Consider the following 14,672-nt stretch of genomic DNA (forward strand, 5'->3'; position numbering starts at 1 on the left):
ACATTACTCGCGGCTACGGGGAAAGCGCACATCGAGCCGCGCGATTCACCGAGGTCTTACGTGTTGTTGACATGGGCTCACCTCCCACGCGCCGCCCAGGGGACATCAGGCGTCACCCGCGTGTTCCCGCCGAGGTCTCCCCTCGGTCATGTCCACGCCCCTACGATCGGCGCGCACCCAAGACACACAGCCAGGTCGGAGCGAAGAAGACCTGCGTAACGACAGCGGGAGACGCGTATGGAAAGCGACCGGACCAACCAGCCCTCGCGCGCGACCGGACGGCGCGCGGTCCTCGGTGCGGCGGTGCTCGGCGCGGGCGGGGCGGTCCTCGGACTGCCGTCGGCCGCCCACGCGGCGGGCACCCGGACGGCCGGGTCCGGCGGACGCGGACTGAAGAGCCTGCCGGTGCCGACGATCATCGGCCACCGGGGTGCCAGCGGCTACCGCCCCGAGCACACCTTCGGCTCCTACGACCTCGCGCTCGAACTCGGCGCCGACATCGTGGAGGCGGGCGACCTGGTGCCCACCAAGGACGGGCACCTCGTCTGCCGCCACGAACCCGAGATCGGCGGCACCACGGACGTCGCCTCGCACCCCGAGTTCGCCGGGCGCAAGACCACCAAGATCCTCGACGGGGTCTCCGTCACCGGCTGGTTCACCGAGGACTTCACGCTCGCCGAGCTGAAGACGCTGCGCGCCGTCGAGCGCATCCCGGCCAACCGCCCGCACAACACCCTCTACAACGGCCGCTGGGAGATCCCCACCTTTGAAGAGGTCCTGAAGTGGCAGGACGCCCGCACCCGTGAGCGCGGCCGCCAGGTGTGGATCTACCCCGAGCTGAAACACCCCACCTACTTCCGCCGCCTCGGCCTGGACCCGGAGCAGCGGGTGGCCAAGCTGCTGCGCAAGTACGGCAAGGACACCCGGAACTCGCCGGTCGTCCTGCAGTCCTTCGAGCCGACCAGCATCCAGCGGCTGAACCGGATCGTCGACAACCCGCTGGTCGTCCTGCTCGACGGCGCGAACACCCGCCCGTACGACTTCGTCGCCACCGGCGACCCCCGTACGGTGGCCGACCTCGTCACGCCCAAGGGGCTGCGCGAGATCGCGGGCTACGCCCAGGGCATCGGCCCCACCCTGGACCTGGTCATCCCGAAGAAGTCCGACGGCACCCTGGGCGAACCCACCCGGCTGGTCGCCGACGCGCACAAGGTCGGGCTGATCCTGCACCCGTACACCATGCGCAACGAGAACCCCTTCCTCCCGGCCGAGTTCCGCAAGGGCGCCGACCCGGACGGCTACGGCGACGTGTTCGGCGCGTACCGCACCTACTTCGCCACCGGGATCGACGGCGTCTTCACCGACAACGCCGACACCGGCGTGCTGGCCCGCGCCGACTTCCTGGGCCACTGAGTCAGGGCCGGGCGTCAACACCGGCGCCCCGCACCCGCTGATCCGGGTGACAGCGTGCCGTCCCGGAAACCCGTCGGCCGGGACGGCGCGTCTCGACGCGTATGACCCATGACCTGCTGACCGATCTGCGCCCGCTCCTGACCGCGGAAGCGTCCGCCGAGGCGCATGCCTCCGGGGGCGAGCCCGGCGACCTGGAACAGGCCGTCTGGCTGCGGCTGCTGGAACGGCTGGAGAGTCAGGGCCCGCCGCCGGACCCGTCCGGCTGGCTGCGCGACGCCGTCCGCGACGAGGGCCGGCTCAGCCGCCGTACCCACGGCCTCGAAGGCCCCTACGACGGCGAACCCGCCGACGACACCCGGCACGGTCCGGAGCAGCTCGCCCTCGGCGCGGCCCGGCACCGGGTGGTGCGCGAGGCGGTACGCAGACTGCCCGGCCGCTGCCCCCGGATCATGGCGGCCCTGCTCTCCCCGCGCGACCTCACCTACCGCGAGATCGCGGGGGAGTTGGGCATCTCACAGGGCAGTCTCGGACCGGAACGTTCCAGATGTCTGGGATGTCTGCGACGAATGCTCGCGGCGGAGGTTGCCAGCGCCGGAGCACGGGGATAGAGGTGGGGGACAACAGTGATCAGGTGAGCGGGAGGCATGCGCACATGGGCATGAGCGTGACCATCTCGGCGGCGACCGAGCCGGACGCGGAGCAGATCTTCCGGCTCCAGTACCTCTGCTTCCAGAGCGAGGCCGCGCGCTACGGGAACTACCGCATCGACCCGCTCGTGCAGAGCCTGGACCAGGTCCGCGAGGAGGTCGCCGCCGACTGCGTCTTCGTCGCCCGGCTCGGTGACGAAGTGGTCGGCTCGGTGCGCGGCAGGCTCACCGAGGACGGCGCGGCGGCCATCGGCACGCTCTGCGTCCACCCCCGCCTCCAGGGCCACGGCATCGGCGCCCGTCTCCTCGGCGCGGCCGAGAAGGCCCTCACCGAGCAGCGCGGCGCCACCACGTACCGGCTGCGCACCGGCCACCGCAGCGAGAGCGGCCTGCGGCTGTGCCGCAAGCTGGGCTACCGGGCGGTGGGCCGCTCGCTGGGCGCCGACGGCGTCGAGATGATCGTGCTGGAGAAACCGGCCACGGCCTACGCGGCCACGGCCTGACGCGTCCGGGGGCGGGCGGTCTCAGGCCGCCTGCCGCCGCCGCGCCGCCCGCAGCCAGTACAGCGCGGTCACCGGCAGCAGTACGGGGATGAAGACGTACCCCATCCCGTAGTCCGACCACACGGTCGCGTCCGGGAACGCGGACGGCTCGACCAGCGTCCAGGTGCCCACGATCAGCACGCCCGCCAGCTCGGCCGCGCAGCACACCACCGCCGCCCGGCGGGCCGTCTCACCGCCCCTGACCAGGGTGTACGTGATGAACCCGTACACCACGCCCGCGAGCGCCGACAGCGAGTACGCGAGCGGTGCCCGGTCGAACTCCGTGGCGATCTGGTAGACCGAGCGCGACACGGCGCCGACCACCATCACGCCGTAGAACCAGACCAGCAGCATGCCCGGCCCGCTGATCAGCCGGGCCGGCTTCTCCTCCAGCGCCGTCATGTCAGCCTCCCCAGATGTCAAAGAGCCGTACTTCGAGGACGGCCAGCACCACGCCGCCCGCCGCGACCGTCACCGAACCCCAGCGCGTGCGCTCGGCCAGCGACATGAAGCCCGCCGCGGGCACGCAGGCCAGCGCGCCCAGCAGATAGGCCACGAAGATCGTCGTGCCCTGGTCCGGCTTCTCGCCCCGCGCCAGCAGCACGATCCCGACGACCAGCTGGATCACGGCCAGCACGGACACCACGGCCATGCCGATGAAGTGCCAGTCCTTGGTCGGCTGGTCCCGGTGTGCGGCCCAGCCGCACCAGGCGGCCAGCAGCAGCGCGGCGATCCCGGTCGCCAGCGTCAGGGCATTGAGCATGCGGAGACCTTATTACGGCCGAATCGGACGCCCGCCGCCGCCCCCGGCGCCCGGACGGCCGTCGTGGCGTTGGCCACAGCGGGCGGTCCCGGAGCGCCGGACCCGGTGCGGCCGTGAAGGGCTCCTGCCCCTTGATGGTGGGGGCGACCGGCGATCGGGCCGCCCCCGGTGTCTCACCGGCACCATCCACGTCTGTCCAGCATGTGGACAGGTCCCTCCGGGCCGCGCGGCCGGTCTGGTTTACTGACCGCATGACCACGACGAGCAGCCGCACCCTTGCGACCGAGGCGACCTACACGCCCGGTGCTCGTTGTATGTGTCGCATGACGTGCCGAATGCGCGCCTTCTAGAGGGCCCCCGCACCACCCGAGAGCCTCGCGCCCCGAAGCGAGAGCCATGGCCCGTCCCGGCTCCGGAACACCGCCGTACCGGACCCGTGCCATTCGCGCACACGCTGTTCTCCCCGGTTCACTCGCCACCGCGAGAACCGTGCCGCGTCCTGAAATGCAACCCCATGCACCTGTGCCGAGCACACCCGCGCCCGGCACTCGACAGTGACGGAACCCCCCTGTGATCACCACCTCGGGCCTGACCAAGGTCTACCGCTCGCGCGGCCGCGAGGTCACCGCCCTGGACGGCGTCGACCTCCACGTCCGCGAAGGAGAGGTCTACGGCGTCATCGGCCAGTCCGGCGCCGGAAAGTCCTCCCTGATCCGCTGCGTCAACCTGCTGGAGCGCCCCACCGCGGGCACCGTGACCGTCGCCGGACAGGACCTCACCGCCCTCGCGGGCCGCGGACCGCGCGCGGGCAAGGAACTGCGCCAGGCCCGCAGCCACATCGGCATGGTCTTCCAGCACTTCAACCTGCTGTCCTCCCGGAGCGTGCAGGACAACATCGAGCTGCCGCTCGAGATCCTCGGCAAGTCCGGCAAGGAGCGCTCCCGCAAGGCGCTGGAACTCCTCGACCTCGTCGGTCTCGCCGACAAGGCGAAGTCCTACCCGGCCCAGCTCTCCGGCGGCCAGAAGCAGCGCGTCGGCATCGCCCGCGCCCTGGCCGGCGACCCCAAGGTGCTGCTCTCCGACGAGGCCACCAGCGCCCTGGACCCGGAGACCACCCGCTCCATCCTCAAGCTGCTGCGCGACCTGAACCAGCAGCTGGGCCTGACCGTCCTGCTGATCACCCACGAGATGGACGTGGTGAAGTCGATCTGCGACTCCGCCGCGCTCATGGAGAAGGGACGCATCGTGGAATCCGGCACCGTCAGCGAACTGCTGGCCACCCCCGGCTCGCAGCTGGCCTCCGCCCTGTTCCCGGTCGGCGGCGAGGCCAGCGGCGACGACCGCACCGTCCTCAACATCACCTTCCACGGCGAGGCGGCCACCCAGCCGGTCGTCTCCCAGCTGGCGCGCACCTACAACATCGAGATCTCGATCCTCGGCGCGGCCATCGACACCGTCGGCGGCCTCCAGATCGGCCGGATGCGCATCGAACTGCCCGGCCGCTACGAGGACAACGTGGTGCCGGTCGGCTTCCTGCGCGAGCAGGGCCTGCAGGTCGACGTGGTGGGTACCGAGGGTGAGTCCGTGCTGGTGAAGGAGGGTGCGAAGTGACCTGGTCCGAGATACAGCCGCTGCTGTCCCAGGCGTGTTCCGAGACGTTCTCGATGGTGCTCTGGTCCACCCTGATCGCCATCGCCCTCGGCCTGCCGCTGGGCATCCTCCTCGTCCTCACCGAACGCGGCGGACTGCTCCAGAACGTCGTCGCCAACAAGGTGATCGGCCAGATCGTGAACGTCGGCCGCTCCATGCCGTTCATCATCCTGATGGTCGCGCTGATGACCTTCACCCGCTGGGTGACCGGCACCACCATCGGCACCGCCGCCGCCGTCGTACCGCTCGCCATCGGCGGCATCCCGTTCTTCGCCCGGCTCGTCGAGACGGCCGTCCGCGAGGTGGACGGCGGACTCGTCGAGGCCGTGCAGTCCATGGGCGGCAGCAGCTGGACCATCGTCCGCAAGGTCCTCATCCCCGAGGCGCTGCCCTCGCTGATCGCCAGCACCACCACCACGATCATCGCGCTCATCGGCTACTCGGCCATGGCGGGCACGGTCGGCGGCGGCGGACTCGGCGACCTCGCCGTCCGCTACGGCTACCAGCGCTTCGAGACCGGACTGATGTGGATCACCGTCGGCATCCTCGCCGTCGTCATCTCCCTCATCCAGTTCGCCGGTGACTTCGCCGCCCGCTCCCTGCACGGCCGCGGCGGCTCCGGCCCGGTGCCGAAGCTGCGCCTGCTCAAGGCCAAGGAGCCGGCCGCCGCCGACATCACCAAGGTCGCCTGAGCACACCCGTTCTTCCTCCGCGTACTCCCCGGCCACCCAAGCCCGGGGCCGCACCACCCTTCAGGAAAGGCACTTTTCGTGCGTAACACCGCCAAGCTCACCACCGCCGTCCTCGCCGCCGGAGCCCTCGCCCTCGGGCTCTCCGCCTGCGGCTCCGGAAGCGGCTCCCCCGACGCCGACGGACCGCTGATCGTCGCCGCGAGCCCGACCCCGCACGCCGAGATCCTGAACTTCGTCCAGAAGAACCTGGCGAAGAAGGCCGGACTCGACCTGCAGGTCAAGGAGTTCACGGACTACATCACCCCGAACACGGCCACCGAGAACGGCTCGGTCGGAGCCAACTACTTCCAGAACCAGCCGTACCTCGACGACTTCAACAAGAAGCGCGGCACCCACATCGTGCCCGTCGTCACGGTCCACCTGGAGCCGCTCGGCCTCTACTCCCACAAGGTCAAGAAGGCCGACGACCTCAAGAGCGGTGCGACCGTCGCCGTCCCCAACGACGCCGTCAACGAGGCCCGCGCGCTCAAGCTGCTCGCCGCCAACAAGCTGATCACCCTCAAGGACGGCGTCGGCTCCGAGGCCACCCCCGCCGACATCACCAAGAACCCCAAGAACCTGAAGTTCAAGGAGGTCGAGGCGGCCCAGACCCCGCGCTCCCTGGACGACGTGGACGCGGCGGTCGTGAACGGCAACTACGCCATATCCTCCGGCCTCAAGCCCGCCAAGGACGCCATCGCCCTGGAGTCCGCGAAGAACAGCCCCTACGGCAACTTCCTCGCGGTGAAGAAGGGCCAGGAGAACGACCCGCGGGTGAAGAAGCTGGCGAAGCTGCTGACCTCGCCCGAGGTGAAGAAGTTCATCGAGGACAAGTACCAGGGCTCCGTCATCCCCTCGTTCTGACCGCTCCCGGCAGCCAGACCCCGACCGCTCAAGGGGATCGACACATGCGCAAGACCGTATGGCTCGCGGCCGCCACCGCCGCGGCCCTCTCGCTCGGCCTGACCGGCTGCGGCTCAGGCTCGGCCACCGGCAAGGGAGGTGACACCGACGGCCCGCTCGTCGTCGGCGTCACCCCCGTCCCCGCCGGTGAAGTGCTCCACCACATCGACGACAAGCTCGCCGCCAAGGCCGGACTCAAGCTGGAGATCAAGGAGTTCACGGACTACGTCCTGCCGAACACCGCGCTCCAGGAGGGCACGCTCGACGCGAACCTCTACCAGAACCAGCCGTTCCTCGACGACTTCAACAAGTCCAAGGGCACGGACCTGGTGTCGGTGGTGAAGGCGTACCTGCCACCCATGGGGGTCTACTCCCACAAGGTCAAGGACGTCACCAAGCTCCGCGACGGCGCCACCGTCGGCGTGCCCAACGACCTCACCAACGAGGCCCGCGCGCTGAAGCTGCTCGCCTCGGCCGGGGTCATCGAGCTGAAGCCCGGCGCGGGCTCCGACGCCTCCCCGGCCGACGTCACCGGCAACCCCCGGCACCTGAAGTTCCAGGAGATGGAGGCCGCCCAGCTGCCCCGCTCCCTGGACGACATGGACGCCGCCGTCATCAACAACAACTTCGCCCAGGACGCGGGCCTCAGCCCCACCAAGGACGCCGTCTACCTGGAGTCCGCGAAGAACAACCCGTACGCCAACCTGCTCGCGGTGAAGAAGGGCAGCGAGGACGACCCGCGGGTGAAGAAGCTGGCCAAGCTGCTGACCTCGCCCGAGGTGAAGAAGTTCATCGAGGACAAGTACAAGGGGTCGGTCCTGCCCGTCAGCGGCGACTGACCTGCACGTACGGGCCCGCCCCCCGCCTCCCCCAACGGGCGGCAGGGGGCGGGCCCGTACGTGCACATCGGTGCTGTCATGCTGCATGCTGGGCAGTTCAGCGGGCCCTGACGGACCCTCACGAATCATCGAAGGTTACGGAGCGGCGCATGACTAGCACCTTCCCCAACGTCTCCATCTCGACGGAGCGGTTGGGCCTGCGTCCCCTCGACGAGGACGACCTGCCCGCCCTGGCCGAGATGATGAACGACGAACAGGTCGCCGCCTGGACCGACATCCCCCAGCCCTTCACCGAGGACGGCGCCCGGCGCTGGATCACCCGCTACGCGCCCGCCGAACGCGCCGCCGGACGCGGCATCGACCTCGCCGTCACCGAGTTCCTCACCCAGCGCCTGGTCGGCGTCGTCCAGCTCGGCAAGACCAACTGGCGCATCCGGTCCACCGAGCTGTCGTACATCATCGCCCCCTGGGCCCGCGGCGAGGGCTACGCCTCCGAGGCCGCGCTCGCCACCGCCAAGTGGCTCTTCGGCGACCAGCGCTTCGAGCGCATCGAACTGCGCACCGCCGCCGACAACACCGCCTCCCAGCAGGTCGCCCAGAAGATCGGCTGCATCAGCGAGGGCGTGCTCCGGAACGCCTGCATAGTCCACGTGCGCACCGAGGACGGCACCTGGACCGACATGCGCACCGACTTCATCATCTGGAGCCTGCTGCCCGAGGACCTCGAGGGCAGCGACGAACAGCTCGCCGACAGCCGCGGCTTCGGCTCCTACGCCCAGTGGAACTGACCCCGCCCCGCCGCCCCGTCCCGCCGCACCACCAGGTAACCTCACGAAGCCCGTATCCGGGCCCCCTCTGACGACACGCGAAGACCTGGAGACGACGACGATGGCCGACCGGGTCACGGTGATCGGCTGGGACGGTTCGCCGCTGACCGACGCGGCACGCGGCGCCCTCGGCGCCGCCACGCTCGTCGCGGGCGCCCCCCACCACCTCGCGCTCCCCGAGATCCCGACGACCGCCGAACGCGTCCGCCTCGGCAGCGTCACCCTGGCCGCCCGACGGATCGCCGCCCACCGCGGCACCGCCGTCGTGCTCGCCGACGGCGACCCCGGCTTCTTCGGCGTCGTCCGCTCCCTGCGCGACCCCGAGTTCGGCCTGGAGGTCGAGGTCGTGCCCGGCGTCTCCTCCGTGGCCGCCGCCTTCGCCCGCGCGGGCATGCCCTGGGACGACGCACATGTGGTCGTCGCACACCCCCGCACGCTGCGCCGCGCCGTGAACGTATGCCGCGCCCACACCAAGGTCGCCGTCCTCACCGCACCCGGTGCCGGACCCGCCGAGCTCGGCCTGCTCCTCGACGAGGTGCACCGCACCTTCGTCGTCTGCGAGGAACTCGGCACCGAGAACGAGCGCGTCAGCGTCCTCACCTCCGACAAGGCCCCCGACCACACCTGGCGCGACCCCAACGTGGTCATCGTCATCGGCGGCCCCGCAGCGGCCGTCGAGGGCGGCGGCTGGATCGCCGGGCGCGACCCGAGCACCGGCCCGCGCGGCTGGACCCAGCCCGACGAGGTCTACGGCGGCGTCCTCGGCGAGGGCGAGAACGAACTGCTCCGCGCCGCCCAGCTCGCCCGGCTCGGCCCGCGCACCGGCGACCTGGTCTGGGACATCGGCTGCGGCTCTGGCGCCTTCGCCGTGGAGGCCGCCCGCGCCGGTGCCGCCGTCCTCGCCGTCGACCTCGACCCCGAGTCCTGCGCCCGCACCGACGCCGTCGCCCGCGAGTTCGGGGTCCACCTCCAGATCGTGCGGGGCGAGGCACCGCACATCCTGGAGAACCTGCCCGAGCCGGACGTCGTACGCGTCGGCGGCGGGGGAGCGGCCGTCGTCGCGGCCGTGGCCGACCGGCGCCCGCAGCGCATCGTCGCCCACGCGGCCACCCGCGACGCCGCCGAACTCATCGGCCGGGACCTCACCGAGCATGGCTACCGGGTCGAGTGCGCCCTGCTCCAGGCCGTCGGACTCGACACCAAGTCCTGGACGGAGAACGAGCGGAGCGTCGTCTTCCTGCTCAGCGGCGAGCTGCCGCCGCGCGACACCCCGCGCTGAACCGCCGCCACACCTCCGCGCCCGATTCGCCCCGTGATCCGGTTGTCGTACCGCGCGCGGTAGGCTGGCCGATCGTTGTACCGCACCCGCGATCCGGAACTTCGTTCGTCAATGTCCGGAAAGCTCGCCCGGTTTGGGGCGGTGGGTGAGGTACGGCAAAACCGGAGGACGCGCAACGTGGCGCAGTCCACAACGGGCTGTCACGTGATCTCGCTGTCACGACGGCACAACGGCCGCGAGAATGCCACCGAATGGCTTTGTCGCCATTTCTGGCGGGTCGTTCGTGCCGATGCGCACGGACGCTCGTTCTCACTACGGGGCGGTCGGTGCGCCGTTCCACGTGAGCTGGTCGTAGGAGCACTAAACCGATGGGCGAGGGGTACGCATGACCGACACCGGCCAGGTCCCGGCCGAGGGACAGCCGGAGAGCGCAGGCATGGTGGAGCAGCCGGGCGCCCTCGGGCACGGCGCGTACACCTACCTCGCCGAGGCGCCCGCCGAGGACGAGGACCTGCTGCTGCCGGGCGCTCAGGGCGCGTGGGGCAACGAGATGCCGCCGCCCGCCCCGGAACCGATCGTCGAGGCCGTCCACCAGCCCGGCGCCCACGAGACGGCGGGCCGGGACACCGGCTCCGTCGACCTCGGCGGCGTACGGCTGCCCGAGCAGGGACCCGGCTCCATGCCGTCGGCCGCGCACGAGGCGCCGACGGCCGTGCAGCCGCCGCGCCGTCCGCTGCACCTCGGCCCGCCCCTCCCGGACGCCTCCGCGAGCCCGGTCCGCTCCCTCGCCGACCGCGGCCCCGCCGGAGCGCCGCCGCGGCCCATGCCCGGCCCCGAGTACCTCGACGTGCAAGCGCTGCCCGACCCGGCCCCGCAGACCGCCGCGCCCTGGGGGACCGCCCCGGCGGAGGCGGTCGCACCGGCGGCCGAAACGGTTGTTCCGGACGCGGTCGTGCCGGAGGAGGCACTTCCGGAGGCGGTTGTTCCGGAGGCGGTTCTGCCCGACGCGGAGAGCGTGCCCGTCGAGCAGGCGGAGGCCGCGCAGGCCGCCGTCGACCGGCTGACCGCGCAGGCGGAGGCCGCCGTGGAGGAGGCGCCGGAGACCCCCCTCGTGGCCGAGATGCCGGAGGCGGAGGCGTCCGAGCAGGCCGTAGAGGTCATGGAGGCCATGGAGGCCGTGCCCGAGGCCGCTCCGGGGCACGAGGCCGAGGCCGCCATCGAGGAGGCCCTCGTGGAGGCCGTCGAGGCGGAGGTCTCCGCCGAGGTGGCGCCCGAGCCTGTCGTGGTCCCGGAGGCCGTCGCCCCCGTAGCCGTCGCGCCGGAGGCCGAGGAGGAGGCTCCGCAGGCTCCCGAGGACGTGGCCGAGGACGTGGACCCCGTCGAGCCCGAGGTCCCCGTCACCCCGGTCGAGGAGGTCGCGGCGGAAGCCGTACCGGAGGCTGAGGCCATCGCCGAGGCTCCCGAGGCGGAAGCCCCGCTCCCGGCCGAGGACTTCCCGCTCCCCGAGCCCGAGGACATCCCGGTGGCCGCCCCGCAGCCGCCGGTCTTCGAGGCCCCCGAGCAGCCCGCACCCCCGGCCCCCGAAGCGGCACCCGCCGCCCACGAAGCACCCGCGGGCCCCCAGCTGCAGGCCCCCGAGGAGGCCCCCGCCCCCGTGGAGCCGCTGCCCTCCGGCCTGCTCGCCGCGCCGCACCCGGCGCAGCCGCTCGGGCAGTTCGTGGCCGTCGACGGACAGGTGCCGACCACCCCGCACCTGGCCCCCACCCCGCCGCAGCCGCTGATCCTGCCCGACCTGGACGCCTTCGCCCCCCAGGGCCCCGTGGCCGCCGTGCCCACGCCCCGCGCGGCCGAGGAGCCCGAGCCGGACTTCGTCCAGCACGCCGAGGACCTGGTCACGACCGACGCCGACCAGACCGACCGGACCGAGGAGCCCGAGCCCGCCGAGGCGGAGCCCGCGCAGCCCCTCGGACCGGCCGCGCCCGCGTACAACGACGCCGAGCGCGAGGCCGTGCTGAAGGTGATCCGCGAGCGCCGCGACATCCGCAACGGCTTCCGCGGCGACCCGATCCCGCACGACGTGCTGCTGCGCGTCCTGGAGGCGGCCCACACCGCCCCCTCGGTCGGCCACTCGCAGCCCTGGGACTTCGTCGTCATCCGCTCCGCCGACACCCGGCGCGCGATGCACGACCTCGCCATGAGCCAGCGCGAGGCGTACGCCAAGTCGCTGCCCAAGGGCCGGGCGAAGCAGTTCAAGGAAATGAAGATCGAGGCCATCCTCGACACCCCGGTGAACATCGTCGTCACCGCCGACCCCACCCGCGGCGGCCGCCACACCCTCGGCCGCCACACCCAGCCGCAGATGGCCCCCTACTCGTCCGCCCTCGCGGTGGAGAACCTCTGGCTCGCCGCGCGCGCCGAGGGCCTCGGGGTCGGCTGGGTCAGCTTCTTCGACGAGCGGGAGATGGTCCGCGCGCTCGGCCTGCCCGAGCATCTGGAGGTCGTCGCCTACCTGTGCGTCGGGTACGTCGACGAGTTCCCGGACGAGCCCGAGCTGATGCAGGCGGGCTGGTCCAAGCGCCGCCCGCTGTCCTGGGTGGTGCACGAGGAGACGTACGGCCGCCGCGCCCTGCCCGGAGAGGAACCCCACGACCTGCTTGCCGAGACCGTCGCGCAGATCCGCCCGCTCGACGCCAAGGCGCTCGGCGAGGCGTGGGAGCGCCAGAAGCGTATGACCAAGCCGGCCGGCGCGCTGGGCATGCTGGAGATCATCTCCGCGCAGCTCTCGGGCCTGTCCCGGCAGTGCCCGCCGCCCATCCCGGAGCCCGCGGCCGTGGCCGTGTTCGCCGGTGACCACGGAGTGCACGCCCAGGGTGTCACCCCGTGGCCACAGGAGGTCACCGGCCAGATGGTCGCCAACTTCCTGGGCGGCGGCGCGGTGTGCAACGCCTTCGCCAACCAGGTCGGCGCCGAGGTGTGCGTCGTGGACGTCGGCGTCGTCGCCGACCTGCCCGCCACCCCCGGTCTGCTGCCCCGCAAGATCCGTGGCGGCACCTCCGACATGACCACCGGGCCCGCGATGACCCGCGAGGAGGCCAGAGCCGCCATCGAGGTCGGCATCGAGACCGCCCGCGATCTGGTCGCCGCCGGGAACAAGGCGCTGCTCACCGGCGAGATGGGCATCGGCAACACCACCTCCTCCGCCGCGCTGATCTCCGTCTTCACCGGCGCCGACCCGGCCGATGTCACCGGCCGGGGCACCGGCATCAACGACGAGACCCTGGCCCGCAAGACCGACGTCGTCCGTCGCGCGCTGGAACTCCACCAGCCGGACCCGGCCGACCCGATCGGGGTCCTCGCGGCCCTCGGCGGCTTCGAGCACGCGGCCATGGTCGGCCTGCTGCTGGGTGGCGCGTCGCTGCGTACACCGGTGATCCTGGACGGGGTGAGCGCCGGTGCCGCCGCGCTCGTCGCCCGTGCCATCGCCCCCGAGGTGCTGGCGGCCTGCATCGCCGGTCACCGCAGCGCCGAGCCCGGCCATGTGGCCGCGCTCAACAAGCTGGGCCTGCGCCCGCTGGTCGACCTCGACCTGCGCCTGGGCGAGGGCACCGGCGCGCTGCTGGCGCTGCCGCTGGTGCAGAGCACGGCCCGCGCGATGCACGAGGTGGCGACGTTCGACTCGGCGGGCGTCACCGAGAAGTAGCCGACGGGCACGGGTGGTCCGGCGTTCACCCATCGGACCACCCGTGCCCCACCAGGGGCCCAGACATTAAGATCCGCACGTCAGGGCCGCTCCGAAGGCGCGGCGCGCCCACCGCACACCGCACGAGGAGCCGCACCTCATGGCCGAACACCCCGCCTACCCCGTGGGCCTCCGCCTGACCGGTCGCCGCGTGGTCGTCCTCGGCGGCGGCCAGGTCGCCCAGCGCCGCCTTCCGGCGCTGATCGCGGCGGGCGCCGACATCCTCCTCGTCTCCCCGGAGGCCACCCCCTCCGTCGAGGCGATGGCCGACGCGGGCGAGATCGCCTGGCTGCGCCGCCCGTACGCCGAGGGCGACCTCTCCGGCGCCTGGTACGCGCTGATCGCCACCAGCGACCCCGTCGCCAACGCCCGGGCCTCCGCCGAGGCGGAGGACCACCGCGTCTGGTGCGTCCGCTCCGACGACGCCGACCAGGCCACCGCGTGGACGCCCGCCACCGGCACCAGCGAGGGCGTGACCGTCGCCGTCCTCACCACCAGCGCGCGCGGCCGCGACCCCCGGCACACCGCCGCCATCCGCGACGCGGTCGTGGCGGGCCTGAGCGACGGCACCCTGGTCGCCCCCCACCACCGCACCCGCACACCGGGTGTCGCCCTGGTCGGCGGCGGCCCCGGCGACCCCGACCTGATCACCGTGCGCGGGCGCAGGCTGCTCGCCGAGGCCGACGTCGTCATCGCCGACCGGCTCGGCCCGCGCGACCTGCTCGCCGAACTCCCGCCGCACGTCGAGGTCATCGACGCCGCGAAGATCCCCTACGGGCGGTACATGGCCCAGGAGGCCATCAACCACGCCCTGATCGAGCACGCCAAGCAGGGCAAGTCCGTGGTCCGGCTCAAGGGCGGCGACCCGTTCGTCTTCGGCCGGGGCATGGAGGAGATGCAGGCGCTCACCGAGGCGGGCATCCCCTGCACCGTCGTCCCCGGCATCTCCAGCTCGATATCGGTACCGGCCGCGGCCGGGATACCCGTCACCCATCGCGGCGTCGCCCATGAGTTCACCGTGGTCAGCGGCCATGTCGCCCCCGACGACGCGCGCTCCCTGGTCGACTGGCCCGCGATGGCCCGCCTCACCGGCACCCTCGTCGTCCTCATGGGCGTCGACAAGATCGGCAAGATCGCCGAGACCCTGATCGCCCACGGCAAGGACCCCGCGACCCCCGTCGCCCTCGTCCAGGAGGGCACCACGGCCGCCCAGCGCCGGGTGGACGCGACCCTGGCCACCGTGGCGGAGACCGTACGCGCCGAGGCCGTGAAGCCCCCGGCGGTCATCGTCATCGGTGCCGTGGTGGACGCGACCCCGGCCACCTACCAGCCCTGACCG

Annotated in this window: 13 protein-coding genes; 11 read left to right on the top strand and 2 right to left on the bottom strand. The window is 72.3% G+C overall.

Translation table 11 applies throughout. The features are described 5' to 3' along the window. Positions 1 to 237 precede the first annotated feature (237 nt). The 3 genes from ACI2LY_RS29160 (at position 238) to ACI2LY_RS29170 (ending at position 2,563) form a co-directional block, all read left to right on the top strand. Entirely contained in the window at positions 238 to 1,413 is a 1,176-nt protein-coding gene (locus ACI2LY_RS29160) for a glycerophosphodiester phosphodiesterase (RefSeq protein ID WP_404709736.1), read from the top strand. A 101-nt stretch (positions 1,414 to 1,514) separates the two neighbouring features. Continuing rightward, positions 1,515 to 2,021 carry a sigma-70 family RNA polymerase sigma factor gene (locus ACI2LY_RS29165; protein WP_404709737.1) on the top strand — a complete coding sequence of 169 codons (507 nt, stop codon included), beginning with the start codon at positions 1,515 to 1,517 and terminating at the stop codon, positions 2,019 to 2,021. A 44-nt stretch (positions 2,022 to 2,065) separates the two neighbouring features. Next, positions 2,066 to 2,563: a GNAT family N-acetyltransferase gene (locus tag ACI2LY_RS29170; RefSeq protein ID WP_389004689.1), complete on the top strand. Its 498-nt coding sequence runs from the start codon at positions 2,066 to 2,068 to the stop codon at positions 2,561 to 2,563. 21 nt (positions 2,564 to 2,584) lie between these two features. Here ACI2LY_RS29170 and ACI2LY_RS29175 read toward each other — a convergent pair whose 3' ends face one another. Both ACI2LY_RS29175 and ACI2LY_RS29180 read right to left on the bottom strand, forming a co-directional pair. Beyond that, positions 2,585 to 3,004: a hypothetical protein gene (locus tag ACI2LY_RS29175; RefSeq protein WP_389004688.1), complete on the bottom strand. Its 420-nt coding sequence runs from the start codon at positions 3,002 to 3,004 to the stop codon at positions 2,585 to 2,587. A gap of 1 nt (position 3,005) precedes the next feature. Then, on the bottom strand, positions 3,006 to 3,365 hold the full coding sequence (locus tag ACI2LY_RS29180; RefSeq protein WP_389004687.1) for a hypothetical protein: 360 nt from the start codon (positions 3,363 to 3,365) through the stop codon (positions 3,006 to 3,008). Between the two features lie 570 nt (positions 3,366 to 3,935). On the opposite strand from ACI2LY_RS29180, the gene ACI2LY_RS29185 reads away from it, so the two are divergent. From ACI2LY_RS29185 to cobA, 8 genes are all read left to right on the top strand, one after another. Next, entirely contained in the window at positions 3,936 to 4,976 is a 1,041-nt protein-coding gene (locus tag ACI2LY_RS29185; protein WP_404709738.1) for a methionine ABC transporter ATP-binding protein, read from the top strand. Further along, entirely contained in the window at positions 4,973 to 5,707 is a 735-nt protein-coding gene (locus ACI2LY_RS29190; protein WP_330236833.1) for a methionine ABC transporter permease, read from the top strand. Before ACI2LY_RS29185 ends, ACI2LY_RS29190 begins: the two co-directional genes overlap by 4 nt. Before the next feature lie 78 nt (positions 5,708 to 5,785). Further along, positions 5,786 to 6,610 carry a MetQ/NlpA family ABC transporter substrate-binding protein gene (locus ACI2LY_RS29195; protein WP_404709739.1) on the top strand — a complete coding sequence of 275 codons (825 nt, stop codon included), beginning with the start codon at positions 5,786 to 5,788 and terminating at the stop codon, positions 6,608 to 6,610. Between the two features lie 44 nt (positions 6,611 to 6,654). Beyond that, complete coding sequence (locus ACI2LY_RS29200; protein ID WP_404709740.1) at positions 6,655 to 7,488, top strand: MetQ/NlpA family ABC transporter substrate-binding protein; 834 nt, start codon at positions 6,655 to 6,657, stop codon at positions 7,486 to 7,488. Positions 7,489 to 7,637: 149 nt separating this feature from the next. Next, positions 7,638 to 8,276 carry a GNAT family N-acetyltransferase gene (locus ACI2LY_RS29205; protein ID WP_404709741.1) on the top strand — a complete coding sequence of 213 codons (639 nt, stop codon included), beginning with the start codon at positions 7,638 to 7,640 and terminating at the stop codon, positions 8,274 to 8,276. Positions 8,277 to 8,376: 100 nt separating this feature from the next. Then, positions 8,377 to 9,594: a precorrin-6y C5,15-methyltransferase (decarboxylating) subunit CbiE gene (cbiE, locus tag ACI2LY_RS29210; protein ID WP_404709742.1), complete on the top strand. Its 1,218-nt coding sequence runs from the start codon at positions 8,377 to 8,379 to the stop codon at positions 9,592 to 9,594. A gap of 385 nt (positions 9,595 to 9,979) precedes the next feature. After that, entirely contained in the window at positions 9,980 to 13,294 is a 3,315-nt protein-coding gene (gene cobT, locus ACI2LY_RS29215; protein WP_404709743.1) for a nicotinate-nucleotide--dimethylbenzimidazole phosphoribosyltransferase, read from the top strand. Between the two features lie 139 nt (positions 13,295 to 13,433). Then, entirely contained in the window at positions 13,434 to 14,669 is a 1,236-nt protein-coding gene (gene cobA, locus ACI2LY_RS29220) for a uroporphyrinogen-III C-methyltransferase (RefSeq protein ID WP_404709744.1), read from the top strand. Positions 14,670 to 14,672: the final 3 nt, after the last annotated feature.

It is taken from the genome of Streptomyces sp. NPDC002176, assembly GCF_044903645.1.
Lineage (GTDB): Bacteria > Actinomycetota > Actinomycetes > Streptomycetales > Streptomycetaceae > Streptomyces.